The sequence below is a fragment of the Streptomyces sp. WMMB 714 genome (genome assembly GCF_900090125.1).
In the GTDB taxonomy this organism is placed as follows: domain Bacteria; phylum Actinomycetota; class Actinomycetes; order Streptomycetales; family Streptomycetaceae; genus Streptomyces; species Streptomyces daqingensis.
In genome coordinates, this window is the sequence record NZ_FMHJ01000002.1 from 416,686 (window position 1) to 434,406 (window position 17,721).

14 protein-coding genes are annotated in these 17,721 nt (G+C 71.4%); 4 read left to right on the top strand and 10 right to left on the bottom strand.

The genetic code is table 11. The features are described 5' to 3' along the window. Window positions 1–158: 158 nt before the first annotated feature. A complete protein-coding gene (locus H181DRAFT_RS04580) occupies window positions 159–1,196 on the top strand; it encodes a chitinase (protein WP_045862864.1) in 1,038 nt (345 codons plus the stop codon). A gap of 191 nt (window positions 1,197–1,387) precedes the next feature. Here the strand turns inward: H181DRAFT_RS04580 and H181DRAFT_RS04585 are convergent, their stop codons facing one another. The 5 genes from H181DRAFT_RS04585 to H181DRAFT_RS04605 form a co-directional block, all read right to left on the bottom strand. After that, entirely contained in the window at window positions 1,388–2,254 is an 867-nt protein-coding gene (locus tag H181DRAFT_RS04585; RefSeq protein WP_045862865.1) for a S1 family peptidase, read from the bottom strand. Window positions 2,255–2,434: 180 nt separating this feature from the next. Next, window positions 2,435–3,904 carry a GntP family permease gene (locus tag H181DRAFT_RS04590; RefSeq protein WP_045862866.1) on the bottom strand — a complete coding sequence of 490 codons (1,470 nt, stop codon included), beginning with the start codon at window positions 3,902–3,904 and terminating at the stop codon, window positions 2,435–2,437. Window positions 3,905–4,015: 111 nt separating this feature from the next. Continuing rightward, window positions 4,016–4,429, bottom strand: coding sequence for a RidA family protein (locus H181DRAFT_RS04595; protein WP_045862867.1), 414 nt, complete (start codon window positions 4,427–4,429; stop codon window positions 4,016–4,018). Beyond that, a complete protein-coding gene (locus tag H181DRAFT_RS04600; protein ID WP_045862868.1) occupies window positions 4,426–5,190 on the bottom strand; it encodes an IclR family transcriptional regulator in 765 nt (254 codons plus the stop codon). The genes H181DRAFT_RS04595 and H181DRAFT_RS04600 overlap by 4 nt, the downstream gene beginning before the upstream one ends. Further along, window positions 5,187–6,275 carry a sugar kinase gene (locus tag H181DRAFT_RS04605; RefSeq protein ID WP_302622626.1) on the bottom strand — a complete coding sequence of 363 codons (1,089 nt, stop codon included), beginning with the start codon at window positions 6,273–6,275 and terminating at the stop codon, window positions 5,187–5,189. Before H181DRAFT_RS04605 ends, H181DRAFT_RS04600 begins: the two co-directional genes overlap by 4 nt. 107 nt (window positions 6,276–6,382) lie before the next feature. Between H181DRAFT_RS04605 and H181DRAFT_RS04610 the strand changes: the two genes are divergently transcribed. Further along, window positions 6,383–7,663, top strand: a complete 1,281-nt coding sequence (locus H181DRAFT_RS04610; RefSeq protein ID WP_045862870.1) for an alanine racemase — start codon at window positions 6,383–6,385, stop codon at window positions 7,661–7,663. Between the two features lie 25 nt (window positions 7,664–7,688). Further along, window positions 7,689–9,293, top strand: a complete 1,605-nt coding sequence (locus tag H181DRAFT_RS04615; RefSeq protein ID WP_045862871.1) for an N-acyl-D-amino-acid deacylase family protein — start codon at window positions 7,689–7,691, stop codon at window positions 9,291–9,293. A 103-nt stretch (window positions 9,294–9,396) separates the two neighbouring features. Here H181DRAFT_RS04615 and H181DRAFT_RS04620 read toward each other — a convergent pair whose 3' ends face one another. Continuing rightward, a complete protein-coding gene (locus H181DRAFT_RS04620; RefSeq protein ID WP_045862872.1) occupies window positions 9,397–9,972 on the bottom strand; it encodes a DUF3291 domain-containing protein in 576 nt (191 codons plus the stop codon). Window positions 9,973–10,323: 351 nt separating this feature from the next. Continuing rightward, the gene (locus H181DRAFT_RS04625) at window positions 10,324–11,118 is read right to left on the bottom strand and encodes a PAQR family membrane homeostasis protein TrhA (protein WP_078895484.1); all 795 of its coding nucleotides are present in this window, start codon (window positions 11,116–11,118) and stop codon (window positions 10,324–10,326) included. A 293-nt stretch (window positions 11,119–11,411) separates the two neighbouring features. Between H181DRAFT_RS04625 and H181DRAFT_RS04630 the strand changes: the two genes are divergently transcribed. Further along, a complete protein-coding gene (locus tag H181DRAFT_RS04630) occupies window positions 11,412–13,250 on the top strand; it encodes a phosphoenolpyruvate carboxykinase (GTP) (RefSeq protein ID WP_045862873.1) in 1,839 nt (612 codons plus the stop codon). A gap of 108 nt (window positions 13,251–13,358) precedes the next feature. Here the strand turns inward: H181DRAFT_RS04630 and H181DRAFT_RS04635 are convergent, their stop codons facing one another. From H181DRAFT_RS04635 to H181DRAFT_RS04645, 3 genes are all read right to left on the bottom strand, one after another. After that, a complete protein-coding gene (locus H181DRAFT_RS04635) occupies window positions 13,359–13,769 on the bottom strand; it encodes an SCO4983 family protein (RefSeq protein WP_045862874.1) in 411 nt (136 codons plus the stop codon). 416 nt (window positions 13,770–14,185) lie between these two features. Next, complete coding sequence (locus H181DRAFT_RS04640; protein WP_045862875.1) at window positions 14,186–15,397, bottom strand: pyridoxal phosphate-dependent aminotransferase; 1,212 nt, start codon at window positions 15,395–15,397, stop codon at window positions 14,186–14,188. Window positions 15,398–15,600: 203 nt separating this feature from the next. Beyond that, window positions 15,601–17,649 (bottom strand): thioredoxin domain-containing protein, encoded by a 2,049-nt coding sequence (locus tag H181DRAFT_RS04645; RefSeq protein WP_045862876.1) that lies wholly within the window; start codon window positions 17,647–17,649, stop codon window positions 15,601–15,603. Between the last annotated feature and the right edge of the window lie 72 nt (window positions 17,650–17,721).

Consider the following 17,721-nt stretch of genomic DNA (forward strand, 5'->3'; position numbering starts at 1 on the left):
ATCAAATCCCCCCATGGACGATCAGCACAAGGCCTCGTCCGGCTGCCGGAAGCCTTGACAAGCGCATTGGTCTGGACCATGTTGTCTGCGACGCGACGGGCCCGGCGCGCCATGCTCCGCACCGCTTTCTCCCATCTCCCCCCACCACGGAGGCAGTTGTGGCACGCGCAAAGACCCGATCCCACTTCCGCGGCGGCCCGCGCACGCTCGGCGCCGTCACAGCAGCGGCACTGACAATCTGCGGACTGCTCACAGGAACCGCGGCCGCCGCCGAGGCGCCGGCCGTCTCGGAGCAGCCCGCGGTAGGCGCCTCGGCAGTGCCGGCGCACGCGGTGACCGGCTACTGGCAGAACTTCGACAACGGGGCGGCCAAGCAGAAGCTCTCGGACGTACCCGGCGACTACGACATCATCGCCGTCTCCTTCGCCGACGCCACCGGCACTCCCGGCCAGGTCGACTTCACCCTCGACCCGGCCACGGGCTACGGCTCCGAGGACGAGTTCAAGGCTGACATCGAGGCGAAGCACGCGGCGGGCAAGTCCGTGATCGTCTCGGTCGGAGGGGAGAAGGGCGCCGTCAGCGTGGCGGACGACGCCTCCGCCACGGCCTTCGCGGACAGCGTCGTCGGCCTCATGGACGAGTACGGCTTCGACGGTGTCGACATCGACCTGGAGAACGGCCTCAACTCCACGTACATGACGAAGGCGCTGGACAGCATCCACAGCCGGAAGAGCGACGTCGTGGTGACGATGGCGCCGCAGACCATCGACATGCAGTCCACGTCGACCGAGTACTTCAAGACGGCGCTCAACATCAAGGACTACCTGACCGTCGTCAACATGCAGTACTACAACAGCGGTTCGATGAACGGCTGCGACGGCAAGGTCTACTCCCAGGGCTCGGTGGACTTCCTCACCGCGCTCGCGTGCATCCAGCTGGAGGGCGGACTCGACGCCTCGCAGGTCGGCATCGGCACCCCGGCCTCCTCCAGCGCCGCCGGCTCCGGCTACGTCGAGCCCGGCGTCGTGACGGCCGCCATCGACTGCCTGGCCAAGGGCGAGAACTGCGGCAGCTTCAAGCCCTCGCAGACCTACCCGGGCCTGCGGGGCGCGATGACCTGGTCCACCAACTGGGACGCCTCCAACGGCAACAGCTGGTCCGGCACGGTGGGCCCGCACGTCGACGCCCTGGGGTGAGACCGCGCACCACGCCAGCCGCTGCGGGGCGTCCCCACCGCCCCGTACGCACGCGAAGCCCCCGGACGGCATGTCCGGGGGCTTCGCCCGTGATGAAGCGGACGCCGGCCTGTCGGGCCTCTCCCGATGACCGACCCGGTGTCGTGGCACCGCCGCGCCACGACACCGGCCCGCCCAAGCAGGAGCTCCGCTTACGGCTTGGGCAGCTTGCAGTCGGGCAGGCTCAGGTCGACCTTGTTGCCAGCGGCGATGCAGCTGGTCAGGGTGTGGGTCTGCTGACCGTACGCGGTGCCCTCGTTGACGGTGACGTTGCCGTTCTCGTCAACCTCGCAGGGGTTGTTGAGCGTGCACTCCTGCCCGTTCTCGTTACGGGTGTTGTTCACGCCGACGATCTTCCCGGAGGCGTCGTCGATGACCGGCGACCCGGACGTACCGCCCTTGGTGTCGCACTCGTTCGTGTAGCGCAGGGAGTCCTTCATCGTCCAGCCGTCCTCGCGCAGCTCGTGCACGAAGCCGTCGATGGAGCAGCTGTAGGTCTCCTTCCAGTAACCGGAGACGACGGTGATGGCCTTGCCGGCCTCGGGGTGCGCGGCCTGGACCTCCAGCGCGTCGATGCCCGTCTCGCTCTTGATCTCCTCGTACGTGGCGTCGAGTTCGTAGAGCGAGACGTCGGTGTCGGTCATCGTGGCGTAGCTGATCTTGGTTGAGGTCAGCTGGCCCGCCTCGGCGCCGGAGGCGTCGAGAAGGGAGAAGCTGCGCTGCGACGGCTGGTCGACGACGACCTTGCCGGGCTCCGGCATGCCCTCTTCGAGACAGTGCCCGTTGGACAGCACGAGACCGGGGTCCGTGTCCTTGGACTCGGGCATCTTCACCAGCGAGCCCGAGCAGTTGCTGAGCGCGACCGTGCCCGCGAAGTCGGGGGCGGCGGCCGGCACCGCGGACTTCGCGGAACCGGAGGACTGCTGCTCGGCGGCGGCCGCCGGCGTCGCGGCCGCTCCGGTGACTGCGACGGCCGCGAAGAGCGTCGCTGCCAGGGAGCCGACGAGAGGTCGTTTCATGGTGGGGGGTTCCTCTCCTTCACCGAATATCGAAGCGATGATTCGTGGGGGATGACGCCGTGCATTCTTGGCGCAGGAGAGGTGCCTCCACAAGACCCCACAGGACCACAACGGCGCCCCCAGAACCGGAAGATGAGGTTCCAGGCGGGCCGGGCGTCCCTGCGGGGCCGGAGGTACCCCCTAGACGACCAGGCTCACCAGGGCGGCCACCGCGAAGCCGGCGACCGACAGGACGGACTCCAGCACGGTCCAGGACTTCAGGGTGTCCCGCTCCGAGATGCCGAAGTACTGCGAGACGATCCAGAATCCGCCGTCGTTCACATGGGACGCGAAGATGGAGCCCGCCGAGATCGCCATGATGACCAGCGCGGCGTGCGGCTGCGAGAAGTCCCCGGCCGCCAGCAGCGGAGCGACGATGCCCGCGGTGGTGACGATCGCCACCGTCGCCGAGCCCTGCGCCACCCGCAGCACGAGCGAGAGCAGATACGCCAGCACGATCACCGGCAGGCCCGCGTCGTCGAAGGTGTCCGCCAGCGCCTGCGCGACGCCGCTGCCCTCGAGGACCGCCCCGAAGACACCGCCCGCGCCGACCACCAGCAGGATGTTGCCGATGGGCTTCAGCGAAGCGGTCGAGACGGTCTCCAGGGACTGGCGGGACCAGCCGTGCTTGAGCCCGAGCTGCCAGTACGCGAGCAGCAGTGCGATCGTCAGCGCCACGAAGGGGTGCCCGAAGAACTCCAGGACGGAGCGGAGCGTCGAAGGGTCGAGCGCGATGGAGGAGAACGTCGCCATCAGGATGAGCAGCAGCGGCGTCCCGATGATGGCGAGCACCACGCTCAGCGAGACGGGCTTCTCCCCCGTCACGCCTGCGGCCTTCTTCTCCGCCTCGACGGCCGCCTTGGACTCCTCGGCGGCCTCGACCATGTCCTGCGGGACCTCGACGAAGAGCCGGTTGCCGATCCACGTCGAGTACGCCCAGGCGGCGGCGACGGCGGGGATGCCCGTGACGACGCCCATCATGATCACCCAGCCCAGGTCGACCTTGAGCAGTCCCGCGGCCGCGACCGGGCCCGGGTGCGGCGGCAGGAAGGCGTGCGTCATGGACAGGCCGGCCAGCAGCGGCATGGCGTAGAGGATGATCGACTTCCCGGAGCGCTTCGCCGCCGCGTAGACGATCGGCGCCAGGACGAAGATGCCGACGTCGAAGAAGACGGGGATACCGAAGATGAGGCCTGTCAGGCCCATGGCCAGCGGTGCGCGCCTCTCCCCGAAGAGGTTCAGGAGCCGCCGTGAGAGCGCCTCCGCGCCGCCGCTGACCTCGAGTATCGCGCCCAGCATGGTGCCGAGGCCGATGATGATGGCGACGTGTCCGAGGATGCCGCCCATGCCCTCCTCGATGAGGGAGACGGCGTCCGACTTCTGCACGGTGCCGAAGAGTTCGGTCACCGAGAGGCCCGACGCGAGGCCCACGGCGATCGAGACGCCCAGCAGGGCCACGAAGGGCTGCAGCCGGATCTTGATGATGAGGAAGAGCAGCAGCAGGATGCCCAGCGCGGCGACGGTCAGCAGACCGCCGGTGCCGCCTATGAGTGCGAGCAGACCGCCTGTGTGCGGCGGCGCCTCCTCCGGCGCCGGAGCGGTGAGCAGCATGGTGGACCTCGTGGTTCTCGTGTCAACTGCGGGGGTGGGCTGGGGGGTTCGGGCATCGGGGGGTGCGGCGTCCCGGGGAGGGGGGCCGGGCGCCGGAGGGGCGGCGGCTTCTCAGCCGAGGACGGCGAGGGCGTCGGCCTCGACGAGCAGCCCCGCGGGAAGGCCCACGTAGACGGTGGTGCGCGCGGCCGGGGCCTCGGTGAGGTCCGCGAAGTACTCGTCGTAGACCTCGTTGAACTCGGCGAAGTGCGCGGTGTCGGTGAGGTAGACGCGGATCATCACCACGTCCTCCCAGCTCGCGCCGCCCTCCCTGAGGATGGACTCGACGTTGGCGAAGGTCTGCAGGGTCTGCTCCCGCAGCCCGGGGCCGACAGGCCGGGGCGCCTGCCCGGGCTCGGCCGGACCGAACCCGACCTGCCCCGCCACCTGCAGCAGGCCGCCCTTGCGGACGCCGTGCGAGAACTTCGCGGGCGGGGTGGTGTGGGTCGGCGGGGTGAGGGCCGTCTTGGTCAGCTTCTCGCTCATGATCGGGCTTCCTTGGGTGGGGTCTTTCCGGAGTACTCGGTGCTGACGGCGTCGGCGGTGCGGCGCACCAGCGGGAGCAGTTCGAGGAGTTCGTCCGCGCTGACGACGACGTTCGGCGCGGAGACCGACATGGCCGCGACAGCGCGCCCGTCGGGCCCGCGCACCGGAGCGCCGACGCAGTTGATGGACTCCTCGTGGCCACCCAGGTCGGTGGCCCAGCCCTGTTCCCGCACCCTGGCCAGCTCCTCGAGGAAGGCGGCGGCGCTGGTGAGGGAACGGGACGTATAGCGGGGATATTCGAGCCGCTCGGCGAGCAGGCGCCTCTCCGGCTCGGGCAGGTCGGCCAGGAGCAGTTTCGCGACGGCGGCCACGGTGATCGCCACGGGCTTCCCGATGCGCGAGTACATCCGCACCGGGTAGCGGCTCTCGACCTTGTCGATGTAGACGACCTCGTCCCCCTCGTGCACGGCGAGGTGGACGGTGTGCCCCGTCCGGGCGTTGAGCTCCACGAGATGGGGGTGGGCTATCTCCCGTACGTCGAGGTTCTCGGCGGCCTGCTGGGCGAGGGCGAAGAGGCGCGCGCCCAGGCGGTAGCGCTGGTCGGGCTGGCGGTGGACGATGCCGTGCTCGTGGAGGGTGCGGAGCAGCCGCAGAGCCGTGGACTTGTGGACGCCGAGCCGCGTCGCGACCTGCTCCAGATTCGCCGGACCCTCGGCCAGCAGCGGCAGGATCGTCAGGGCGCGGTCAACTGTCTGGCTCATGGTTCGTTCGCCTTCTGTGCGTTCGCGGTGTCCCACCCGGGGCCGAGGCGCAGTCTCCCCCACGCCTCGTCGTCCAGGGCGGCCAGCCGGTCCGCGAACGGACGGGCGGGGGGCTCGGCGAGATCACCGGGCACCGTGAGGGCGGCCGCGGCGGTGAGGTGCCCGTGCCGGAGCCGCTCACGGACGGGCAGGCCGCGCAGCGTCGCGGAGATCACACCCGCGGCGAAGCCGTCCCCCGCGCCGACGGGCCCCACGACGTCGACGCGCAGAGCGGGCACGGTGACGACGTACTCCGCCCCGCATCCGCCGCTCCCGGCCTCTCTGCCCCCGTCCCCGTCCCCGCCGCGCCGTACGAACGCCGTCGCGCCCTTCCCGCCCTGCTTGACGATCAGCACGGCCGGCTCGGGAAGCGCCGCCCTGACGGCCGCGGGGCCGTCGGTGACGCCCCAGGCCGCCGCCGCCTCGTCCTCGCCGACGAAGACGAGGTCGCAGCCGCGGGCGAGATCGAGCAGCACGGCCGGGTCGCGTCCCGCCCGCTTCCACAGCCCTACGCGGTAGTTGACGTCGAACGAGACGAGCGGACGTCCCGCGCGGGGCGCCGTCAGGACGCGCATCAGCTCCAGGCAGTCCTCGGAGAGCGCGGCGGTGATGCCGCTCACATGCAGCACGGCGGTGTCGTCGATCGCCGCGACGTCCACGGTGCGGGGCGACATGGCGGAGGCGGCGGATCCGGCGCGGTAGTACAGGACCTCGGCGACGCCGCCCTGCGAGGCGTCCATGGTGGTGGGCCGCTCACCGTCCGTGCGGAAGTAGATGCCGGTGGAGCGGGCGCGGTCGCGTCCGACGAGTCCGACATCCACGCCGCGAGCCGCGACCGCCTCCACGAGGTGGTCGCCGAAGCCGTCCACGCCGACCCGGCTGACCCACCTCACCCTCCACCCCGAACCCGCAAGCGCACAGGCCACGTTGGACTCGGCACCGCCGATGGCGCGCTCGAAGGACGGCACGTCGGCCAGCCGTCCGGGCTGCGACGGCAGGAACGTGACCATGGATTCGCCGAGACACACGACATCGGTGCTCGCCACTGTGCGCACCACTTCTCATCGATTGACGGGTATTCGCCGGGATGCTAGACAGCCGTAAGCGAAATACGCAATGCGGATTGCATTACTTGCAATGAATCGGAGTCGCCATGTCCAGCGCGGACCCGCAGGCCGCTCTCGCCGCCCTCGCCGAGGAGCGCGTCGACCACCGCTTCAAGGGGCTGCCGCCCGACGCGTCCGGCACCACCGTCGGAGCCCTCGCCGCGGAAGGCCGCAACCTGTTCACGGGCGGCTTCACCACACCCGTGCTGGCGCTCTCCGCGGAGCGTCTGGAGCACAACCTCACGCTGATGAGGACCTACACCGAACGCCACGGCCTCGCGTTCGCACCGCACGGCAAGACCTCCATGGCCCCCCAGCTCTTCGCACGCCAAGTCGCCCACGGCGCCTGGGGGATCACCCTCGCCGTCCCCCACCAGGTGCGTGTGGCACGGGCGTTCGGGGTCCGGCGCATCTTCCTCGGCAACGAACTCGTCGACCCCGCGGCCCTGCGCTGGCTGTCCCGGGAGCTCGACTCCGACCCGGACTTCCGCTTCGTCTGCTACGTCGACTCCACCGAGGGCGTCGCCCAGATGGACAGGGCGCTGCGCGGCGCGCAACGCCCTGTCGACGTCGTCGTCGAACTCGCCGCGGGAGCGGAGGCGCGCACAGGCGTCCGCACCGAGGCCGAGTGCGCGGCGGTCGCCGACGCCGTCGCGGCCGCCTCGTCCCTGCGCCTCGTCGGCGTCGCGGGCTACGAGGGCGAGGTGCCCGGCGCCTCACCCGCCGCGGTCACCGCATGGCTCCGCCGACTCACCGCCCTCGCCGCGGAGTTCGACGCGGCGGGCCGCTTCGGCGACGTGGACGGGATCGTCGTCAGCGCGGGCGGCAGCGCCTGGTTCGACGCGGTGGCCGAGGTCTTCGAGGAGATCCCCGTGCTGTCGAAACCCGTGCTGAAGCTCCTCCGCTCGGGGGCGTACGTCTCCCACGACGACGGCCAGTACCGCGACAGGACGCCGTTCAACCGCGTCCCCGAAGAGGGCGCGCTCCAGGCGGCGTTCACGCTCTGGGCGCAGGTGGTCTCCCGTCCGACGCCGCACCAGGCGTTCCTCAACGCGGGGAAGCGCGACGCGGCGTTCGACCTCCACCTTCCCCAGCCCCACACGGTCCGCGGACCGGACGGCGCGACGCGACCGGCCGACGGCATCACGGTCACCGCCCTCTCCGACCAGCACGCGTGGGTGAGCACCGAGAGCGCCGGCGACCTGGCCGTCGGGGACTGGGTGGGCCTCGGCCTCTCCCACCCCTGCACGATCTTCGACAAGTGGCAGCTCATCCCGCAGGCGACCGCGGACGGCACGGTCACGGACTACATCCGCACGTTCTTCTGACCGACCCGAGCCGGGAGGGTAAGCCATGGACAGCCTGCTGATCCGCGACGCCACCGTCGCCGACGGCTCGGGCGAGCCCGCCTACCGTGCGGACGTCGCCGTCGAGGAGGGACGCATCACGGCCGTCGTCGCCGAGGGGACCGGCCCGCGCCCGGTGGGCACCGGCCGCACCCTCGACGCCGCGGGCCTCACCCTCGCGCCCGGCTTCATCGACATGCACGCCCACTCCGACCTCGCACTCCTCCGCGACCCCGACCACTCGGCCAAGGCCGCGCAGGGCGTCACCCTCGAAGTCGTCGGGCAGGACGGGCTCTCCTACGCCCCCGTCGACGACCGCACCCTGGCGGAGGTGCGCAGCGCCATCGCCGGCTGGAACGGCCCCGGCGACGACGTCGACTTCGACTGGCGCACCGTCGGCGAGTACCTGGACCGCATCGACCGCCAGGGCACCGCCGTCAACGCGGCGTACCTCGTGCCGCAGGGCAGCGTCCGGATGCTCGCCGTCGGCTGGGACGACCGGCCGGCGTCCGCCGAGGAGACCGCCGAGATGCGCCGCCTCGTCGCCGAGGGCCTCGAACAGGGCGCGGTCGGGATGTCCTCGGGCCTCACCTACACGCCCGGCATGTACGCCTCGGACGCCGAACTCACCGAGCTGTGCCGCACGGTGGCCTCCTACGGGGGCTACTACTGCCCGCACCACCGCTCCTACGGCAGGGACGCGCTCCAGGCGTACGAGGAGATGGTCGCCCTCTCCCGGGACGCGGGCTGCGCTCTCCATCTCGCCCACGCCACCATGAACTTCGGCGTCAACGAGGGCAGGGGGCCGGAACTGACCGCCCTCCTCGACCGCGCCCTGGACGGCGGCGCGGACATCACCCTCGACACCTACCCGTACACCCCGGGGTGCACGACCCTCGTGGCGATGCTGCCCAGCTGGGCGAGCGCCGGCGGCCCCGAGGCGGTCATGGACCGCCTGTCCGACGACGCGACGTGCGCACGCATCCGGCACACCATGGAGGTCGAGGGCGCCGACGGATGCCACGGCGTGCCGATGGACTGGTCGACGATCGAGATCTCCGGTGTCTCCGACCCCGCCCTCTCCGGCTACGTGGGCAGGACCGTGGCCGAGTCGGCCGCGATGCGCGGCGAGGACGCCTTCGCCACGGCACGCCGACTGCTGGTCGAGGACCGCCTGGGCACGACGATCCTCCAGCACGTCGGCCACGAGGAGAACGTCCGGCACATCATGCGGCACCGGGTGCACACCGCGGGCAGCGACGGCATCCTTCAGGGCGAGAAGCCCCACCCGCGGGCGTACGGCACCTTCCCCCAGTACCTCGGGCGCTACGTACGGGAGTTGGGCGTCCTCACCCTGGAGGAGTGCGTCGCGCACCTCACCTCGCGGGCGGCCGCCCGGCTGCGCCTGCCGGACCGCGGCCTCGTCCGCGAGGGCCACCGCGCGGACCTCGTCCTCTTCGACGCCGAAACGGTCGCGCCGGGCTCGACGTTCGACAACCCGCGGGCCCTGCCGGACGGCATCCCGTACGTCTTGATCGACGGCCGGTTCGTGATGGACGAAGGCCGCCGCACGGACGTCCTCGCCGGACGCTCCGTCCGCCGCACGCCCTGACTGACCGCCGCACGTCCTGACCGGCGGCGCTCGGCCCGGCCCTGGCGCGGACGTCTCCGACCACCGTCGCTCGGCCGGAGAGCCGGACGGCGGACCGGGTCGTTCAGGCTTCCCCCGGAGGGGCGGGGCGCTCTGTGTCCCGCCCGTCGACGCCCTTGATCCTGGCGGGAGTTCCCTCCGGGGTGAACGGCTGCCGGAAGGTGAAGGCGTGCGGCGCGGGGCGGTGGCCGTGGAGGTGCTCCAGCCTCGACACCCCGTCCTGCCACGTGGGGGTCGCGCCCTCGGAGACCCACCAGAGGACGTGGTTCGGGTGGCCCGTCCCCTCGAACCAGTCGTGACGCCGCTTCAGCGCCTCACCGTGCAGACCGGTGTAGACGGCGTCGAAGGCGGCGCGCAGGCCGGTCCAGAGCGAGAGAGTCGCGGCCAGGGCGGCCGTCTCCGCCGTACGGCCCTTGCCGTACCAGGCGGGTACGGCGAACTCCCCCCATGCGCCCCAGTCCGCCTCGAAGAGCGCGCCCCGGCCGCCTTCCGCGGCTTCAGCACGGGCGAGGTATCCGGGCTGCCCGCTCATCCTCCGGTAGACGGCCTCGCCGGTGTCGTAGAACTCGCGCGTGAGAGGCGCGGGATCGGTGAGAGGCGACTTGAGGACGCCGAACGTGTACAGCGCGACATGGGGCATACGTCTCTCCCTGGCCAGAGGTGCATGGTGAGGTGCCGCTTCGGCGGCGCACGCCTGGGAGTGGAGACTGCCGGGGCGCGGCCCGCTCCACCCGTCGCGGGCGGCTCAGCCTGAACGAACCGCCGTGCGGCCGAGGGCGATCGCCGAGGACCAGGTGAAGGTAGCCGCCCCCACGGGCCCTGTCGAAGTTGCGTTTTCGCTGCTCACATGGCCTCTTGCAGGGAGCGTGCGCGCCCCCTGTCCCGCAGTCCCGGGGTGCCGCGGCAGAAGCCCTGCGGGACGCGCGACTTCGCGGTTCCGACGGTTCCGCGGTCGAGCGGTCCGCGGTCGAGCGGCTCCGCGGCCACGCAACTACGCGTGCTGGTACGCGACCAGCGAGATCCCCACGTAGTGCACCACGAAGGCCGCAAGCGTGAGCGAGTGGAACACCTCGTGGAACCCGAACCAGCGCGGCGACGGATTCGGCCGCTTGATGCCGTAGACGACGCCCCCCGCGCTGTAGAGCAGCCCGCCCGTGACGACGCAGACGAGCACGGCGATGCCCCCCTCGCGCAGGAAGTCCGGCAGGTAGAAGACGGCTGCCCAGCCCATCGCGATGTAGCACGGCGTGTAGAGCCACCGCGGGGCGCCGACCCAGAAGACGCGGAAGGCTATGCCGAGTACGGCGGCGCCCCACACGCCCCACAGCAGCGGGGCACTGTGGCTGCCGGGCAGCAGCAGGATCGTGAGCGGCGTGTAGGTGCCGGCGATGATCAGGAAGATGTTGGCGTGGTCGAGGCGCCGCAGCACGGCGTACGCGCGCGGCCCCCAGTCCCCCCGGTGGTAGAGCGCGCTGACCCCGAAGAGCAGGCAGGCCGTGAGCGTGTAGACCGCGCAGGCGATGCGGCCGCGGCTGCTGTCGGCCAGCGCCGTCAGGAAGACGCCCGCGGCGAGGACGGCGGGGAACATCCCGGCGTGCAGCCAGCCGCGGAGCCGCGGCTTGATGTACGCGGGCAGCGCCGCGGCAGCCGAAGTGACGGACGCCGCGGCCGATTCGAGGGTGGCGGCGGCGGACGAGCCGGAGCGGTCCCACTGCTCGGACCCGCCGGTGCCGTCCGCGGGTTCCGCGGAGCTCACGGGCTTGTTCGACCGGGAGGCGTCAGTCATACGGCCCATCGTAGCTACGGGGCCGTAACCCAAGAATGGCCGGTTGAACACCGATGCCGGTCGATCGAGTGGCGATGGACACATCCTTTCCATCTGGACATGCAGCCGATACGCTCCCATGCTCAGAGGAGCAAGGGTGGCACCGGATGAGCGAGCCGCACGCACGCACCAGCACAGCAGCACCCGCCACGAACGCATCCGGGCCGCGGCCCCCAAGGGGCAGAAGAGACGAGTCAGACCATCAGCGGATCGACGTGCACGGTCCGCACGAACCCTCAAAGTCTGGAGAGATCGTGGCGCGCAGTTCTGCGGCTCCTGTCATCAACACCGTTCCGACCCGCCACCAGGAGCTGGTCTCCTGGGTCGAGGAGATCGCCGCCCTGACCGAGCCGGAGCGGATCGTCTGGTGCAACGGCTCCGAATCCGAGTACGAGCGCCTGTGCGAAGAGCTCGTGGAGAAGGGCACGTTCACCAAGCTCGACCCGGTGAAGCGGCCGCACTCGTACTACGCCGCCTCCGACCCGACCGACGTCGCCCGCGTCGAGGACCGCACGTTCATCTGCTCCGAGAAGGAGGAGGACGCCGGGCCGACCAACCACTGGAAGGCCCCCGCCGAGATGCGGGAGCTCTTCCAGGGCGAGGACGGCACCGGAGGACTCTTCCGCGGCTGCATGCGCGGCCGCACGATGTACGTCGTCCCCTTCTGCATGGGCCCGCTCGGCTCCCCGCTCTCCGCGCTGGGCGTCGAGATCACCGACTCCGCCTACGTCGCCGTCGCCATGCGCACCATGACCCGCATGGGACAGCCGGTCCTCGACGAGCTGGGTGAGGACGGCTTCTTCGTGAAGGCCGTGCACAGCGTCGGCGCCCCGCTGGCACCGGGCGAGCAGGACGTGCCGTGGCCGTGCAACAGCACCAAGTACATCTCCCACTTCCCCGAGAGCCGCGAGATCTGGTCCTTCGGCTCCGGCTACGGCGGCAACGCCCTGCTGGGCAAGAAGTGCTACGCCCTGCGCATCGCCTCCGTCATGGCGCGCGACGAGGGCTGGCTCGCCGAGCACATGCTCGTCCTCAAGCTGACGCCGCCGCGCGGTGAGGCCAAGTACGTGGCCGCCGCGTTCCCTTCGGCCTGCGGCAAGACGAACCTGGCCATGCTGGAGCCCACCATCAAGGGCTGGACGGTCGAGACCATCGGCGACGACATCGCCTGGATGCGCTTCGGCGAGGACGGACGGCTCTACGCCATCAACCCCGAGGCGGGCTTCTTCGGCGTCGCCCCCGGCACCGGCGAGCACACCAACGCCAACGCGATGAAGACCCTCTGGGGCAACTCCGTCTTCACCAACGTCGCCCTGACCGACGACGGCGACGTGTGGTGGGAGGGCATGACGGAGGAGACGCCCGCCCACCTGACGGACTGGAGGGGCAACGACTGGACTCCCGAGTCCGGAACCCCCGCGGCCCACCCCAACGCCCGCTTCACCGTCCCGGCCGGCCAGTGCCCGATCATCGCGCCGGAGTGGGAGGACCCGAAGGGCGTGCCCATCTCGGCGATCCTCTTCGGCGGACGCCGCGCGACGGCCGTCCCGCTGGTGACCGAGTCCTTCAGCTGGCAGCACGGCGTCTTCCTGGGCGCGAACGTGGCCAGCGAGAAGACGGCCGCCGCCGAGGGAAAGGTCGGCGAACTCCGCCGCGACCCCTTCGCCATGCTGCCCTTCTGCGGCTACAACATGGGCGACTACTTCGCCCACTGGGTGAAGGTCGGGAAGAACGCCGACCAGGCCAAGCTGCCGAAGATCTACTACGTCAACTGGTTCAAGAAGGACGAGGACGGCAAGTTCGTCTGGCCGGGCTTCGGTGAGAACAGCCGCGTCCTGAAGTGGATCGTGCAGCGGCTCAACGGCGAGGCCGAGGGCGTCGAGACGCCCATCGGCGTGCTGCCGACGAAGGAGTCCCTCGACCGGGACGGCCTCGAACTCTCCGACGAGGAGCTGGACTTCATCCTGAAGGTGGACAGGGAGGTGTGGCGCGAGGAGGCGGCGCTCGTGCCCGACCACCTCAACACCTTCGGCGACCACACGCCGAAGGAACTGTGGGACGAGTACCGCGCCCTGGTCGAACGCCTGGGCTGACGCCCGGACTTGACGCCCTCCCCCGGCCCGCGAGAGTGCGGGCCGGGGGAGGGCGTCGTGTGCTGGATGGGGACGGCGGCGGCCGCCGTCCCGTCTCTCCCGGGCCGGTCAGGCGGCCGTGAGCCCGAGCGCCGAGGCGTGCCTGTCCCGGCACTCGGTGGCCAGGCGGACGGCTTCCTCGTCGTCCCGGTACGTGGCGATCACGACGGCGTGCCCGGCGAGGGTGTGCGCCCGGTGGTGGAGCGAGTCGATGTGCTCGGGGTCGGCCATGCGCACGGACGGGGCCGCGCGCAGCGGTGCGGCGCCGTCCCGCAGGCGGGTCACCTGCTCCGCCAACTCCGCGCCCGCCTCGTCCAGTTCGGGGCTCGGAGTGAGGGCGCGCAGCTCGTCCGTCACCGTGAGCAGAGCAGTGAGGTGCCCTGCCAGCCGGATCTGCAGCTCCTCGGCCCGCGTACGGTGCGGGAAATCCGCGTCGGCAGCCATGGAGTGCACCGACTTGGCGCGGATCGGTTCGTACATGATCGGCCTCCTGGGTGACGTGGCCAGAAAGCTATCCTAACTTGGACCAGGTCTAAAGTTGAGCCATGTACATGAAAGGCTGCCGCCGCTTTCCGGGGAGGCCGCCGCGACCAGGGGCGCAGCGTACAGAACGGCGTCGACTCGCCACTGCGGTTCTCTCGTACACCCCGGGCACACCGGACGTGCTACCGCGCGCGTAGTGAGGGCCCCCGCCCCGTCCGGCTCAGCGGACAGGCAGGCGGACAGGCAGGCGGGCAGCCCGGAACGGCCCCTTCACCTGGGGCGTCACTCACCGGGTGGCCGACGTGCTCCCGTGCCGCGCCTCGGCGGAGGCCCGGACAGCGGGGAACGGGCGCACCATGCGCGGCTGCGCGGCCCCGCAGCAGACAGGACGACAGCGTGGCGCGATCCTGCCGCTACGGCTGCCCGTAACCGTCGAGGAATGCACCGATACGGGTGACCGCGTCCTCCAGCTCGTCGACGGGCGGCAGGTTGACGATGCGGAAGTGGTCCGGTTCAGGCCAGTTGAAGCCCGTGCCGTGGACGATCATGATCTGCTCGGCCCGCAGCAGGTCGAGCACCATCTCCCGGTCGTCCTTGATCTTGTAGACCTTCGGGTCGAGCCGGGGGAAGGCGTAGATGGCGCCCTTCGGCTTCACACAGGTCACGCCCGGGATCTGCGTCAGCAGCTCATGGACGGTGTCGCGCTGCTCCAGGAGCCGCCCGCCGGGCAGGACGAGGTCATTGATCGACTGGCGCCCTCCGAGCGCCGCGGCCACGGCGTGCTGTGCGGGCATGTTCGCGCACAGGCGCATGTTCGCGAGGATCGTGAGGCCCTCGATGTAGCTCTGGGCGTGGTGCTTCGGACCGCAGACGGCCATCCAGCCGCTGCGGTAGCCGGCCACGCGGTACGCCTTCGACAGGCCGTTGAAGGTGACGGTGAGCAGGTCGGGGGCGACGACCGTGGTCGGCGTGTGCGTCGCGCCGTCGTAGAGGATCTTGTCGTAGATCTCGTCCGAGTAGACGATGAGGCCGTGCCGGCGGGCGATGTCGGTGAGGCCGCGGAGCATCTCCTCGTCGTAGACCGCACCCGTGGGGTTGTTCGGGTTGATGACGACGAGCGCCTTCGTGCGGTCGGTGACCTTGCGCTCCACGTCGGCCAGGTCCGGCATCCAGTCGGACTGCTCGTCGCAGCGGTAGTGCACCGCCGTACCGCCGGACAGCGAGACGGAGGCCGTCCACAGCGGGTAGTCCGGTGCGGGGACGAGCACCTCGTCACCGTCGTCGAGCAGGGCCTGCATCGACATCTGGATCAGCTCGGAGACGCCGTTGCCGAGGTAGATGTCCTCGACCGACAGTTCGACGCCCTGCGTCTGGTAGTGCTGCATCACCGCGCGGCGGGCGGAGAGCAGCCCCTTCGCGTCCCCGTAGCCGTGGGCCTCGCCCACGTTGCGGACCATGTCCTCGAGGATCTCCGGCGGGCACTCGAACCCGAAGGCCGCGGGGTTGCCGGTGTTGAGCTTGAGGATGCGGTGACCCGCCGCCTCCAGCCGTGTCGCCTCCTCAAGAACCGGACCGCGGATCTCGTAACAGACGTTGGCGAGCTTCGTCGACTGGATCACCTGCATATCGCCACCATACGGGCGGGTCCGGTGCGGCGCCTCGTGTTATTGCTCACCCCGGGGCAGGGACCGGGCGGCACGGCGGGGGCCCGCCCGGGTGCCGACCGAGCGGCACGGCGGAGGCCCTGGCCGCGCCGGAGGGGCCCGGCGGGGTTCCGGACGCTCGCCGGCCGCCCCGCACACGGTGTGCCCGGCCCGCCGCAGCGGCCTCAGCCCCGCAGGGCGCGCTCCAGCACCGCCCGGTCCGAGGTCGGGGCGTCGCACGTGAAGTTGCGGCAGACGTAGGCCGTCGGCCTGCCGTCCAGCAGCGGACGGTCCCGCAGCAGCGGAACGTCCAGCGCCGCCGGGGAGTTGGGCTCGCCGAGCGCGACGACCGCGCCGGGAGCGGTGGACAGCAGGGCCGTCCGGTGCAGCTCCGAGGTGACGGTGTCCGCACTCGGCCCGACCACGGCGACCTCGCGGGGGCCGTCGAGTGCGGCCTCCGCCGCGGCGAGGCCCCAGCCGATGAAGCGGGGCGCACGGGCCGCCAGCGCCCGCACGATGCCCAACGCCCGTTCCGCGGCCTCCCGGTGGCGACTGCGGCCGGTGAAGGCGGCGTAGGAGAGCAGGGCCTGCGCGGCGGCCGTCCAGCCCGAGGGGGTCGCGCTGTCGGTGGGGTCCTGGGGGCGGCGGATGAGGACCTCGGCGTCGTCGGCCGTGTCGTAGAGCGTGCCGTCGGGCGCGGTGAAGTGGACGAGCACCGTCTCCAGCAGCGCTCCGGCGCGCTCCAGCCAACTCGCCTCGCCCGTCACGGAGTAGAGGCTCATCAGGCCTTCCGCCACGTCGGCGTAGTCCTCCAGGACCCCCGCGCTCGGACCGGCCGTCCCGTCGCGCGAGGTGCGTACGAGGCGGCCGTCCCCGTTGACGTGCACCTCCGCGAGCAGGCGCGCCGCGGCGGTGGCGGCCTCGACGAGGTCCGGGCGCCCGAAGTAGGCGCCGGTCTCCGCGAGGGCGGCGACGGCCAGGCCGTTCCAGGCGGCCACGACCTTGTCGTCACGCTCGGGCCGGGGGCGCTCCTCACGGGCGCGCAGCAGCCGCTCCCGTACGGACGCGGCCCGCTCCTCGTCCTCCTCGCCGCCCGGCTCGCCCTCCCCCGCGGGGAGTTGCAGCACCGAGGCGCCCTCCTCGAAGGTGCCCTGCTGCGTCACTCCGTACCGTTCCGCGGCCCACCGGGCGTCCTCCTCGCCGAGCACCTCGCTCAGCTCCGCGGGCGTCCACACGTAGTACGCGCCCTCGCGGTGGCGGCCGCTCCCGTCGTCGCTGTCCGCGTCCAGGGCCGAGGCGAAACCGCCCTGCGCGGTGCCCAGTTCGCGCACCATGAAGTCCGCGGTCTCCAGCGCGACGCGGCGCGCCAGCTCCGAACCGGTGGCCCGCCAGACGTGGGCGTAGACGCGGCACAGCAGCGCGTTGTCGTAGAGCATCTTCTCGAAGTGCGGCACGACCCAGCCGGCGTCGACGGAGTAGCGGGCGAAGCCCCCGGCGAGCTGGTCGTAGACGCCGCCGCGCGCCATGGCCTCGCAGGTGCGCTCGACCATCTCCAGCGCCCCCTCCGCACCGGTGCGCGCGTGGTGGCGGAGCAGGAACTCCAGCGCCATGGACGGCGGGAACTTCGGCGCCCCGCCGAACCCGCCGCGGGAGGAGTCGAAGTCGCGGGTCAACTCCAGCAGCGCGCCCGCCAGTTCCTCCGGTCCCGGAGGCTCGGGCTGCTCGTAGCGGATCCCGCGGTTCGCGAGGTCCCGCGCGATGCGCCCGGCGACGTCGGCGACTTCCTGACGCCGCTCGTCCCACGCCGTGGCGACGCCCTCCAGCACCTGCCGGAACGAGGGCATGCCGTGCCGGGGCGCCGGCGGGAAGTACGTACCGAAGTAGAAGGGCTCGGCCTCGGGGTTGAGGAAGACCGTCATGGGCCAGCCGCCCTGGCCGGTGGCCGCCTGCACGGCCTCCATGTAGACCGAGTCGACGTCGGGACGCTCCTCCCGGTCGACCTTGACGGAGACGAAGTGCTCGTTGAGGTACTCGGCGGTCGCCTCGTCCTCGAAGCTCTCGTGCGCCATGACGTGGCACCAGTGGCAGCTCGCGTACCCGACGCTCAGCAGCACCGGCACGCCGCGACTGCGGGCCTCGGCGAACGCCGCCTCCGACCAGGGCCACCAGTCGACGGGGTTCTCCGCGTGCTGCAGCAGGTAGGGGCTGGTCTCGTCCGCGAGTCGGTTCGCCATTCCTCCATCGTGCACGACACACGTCCGCGCGTGCCGCCCCGGCCGCCCGCGTCCCCTCCCCTACGGGCCCGC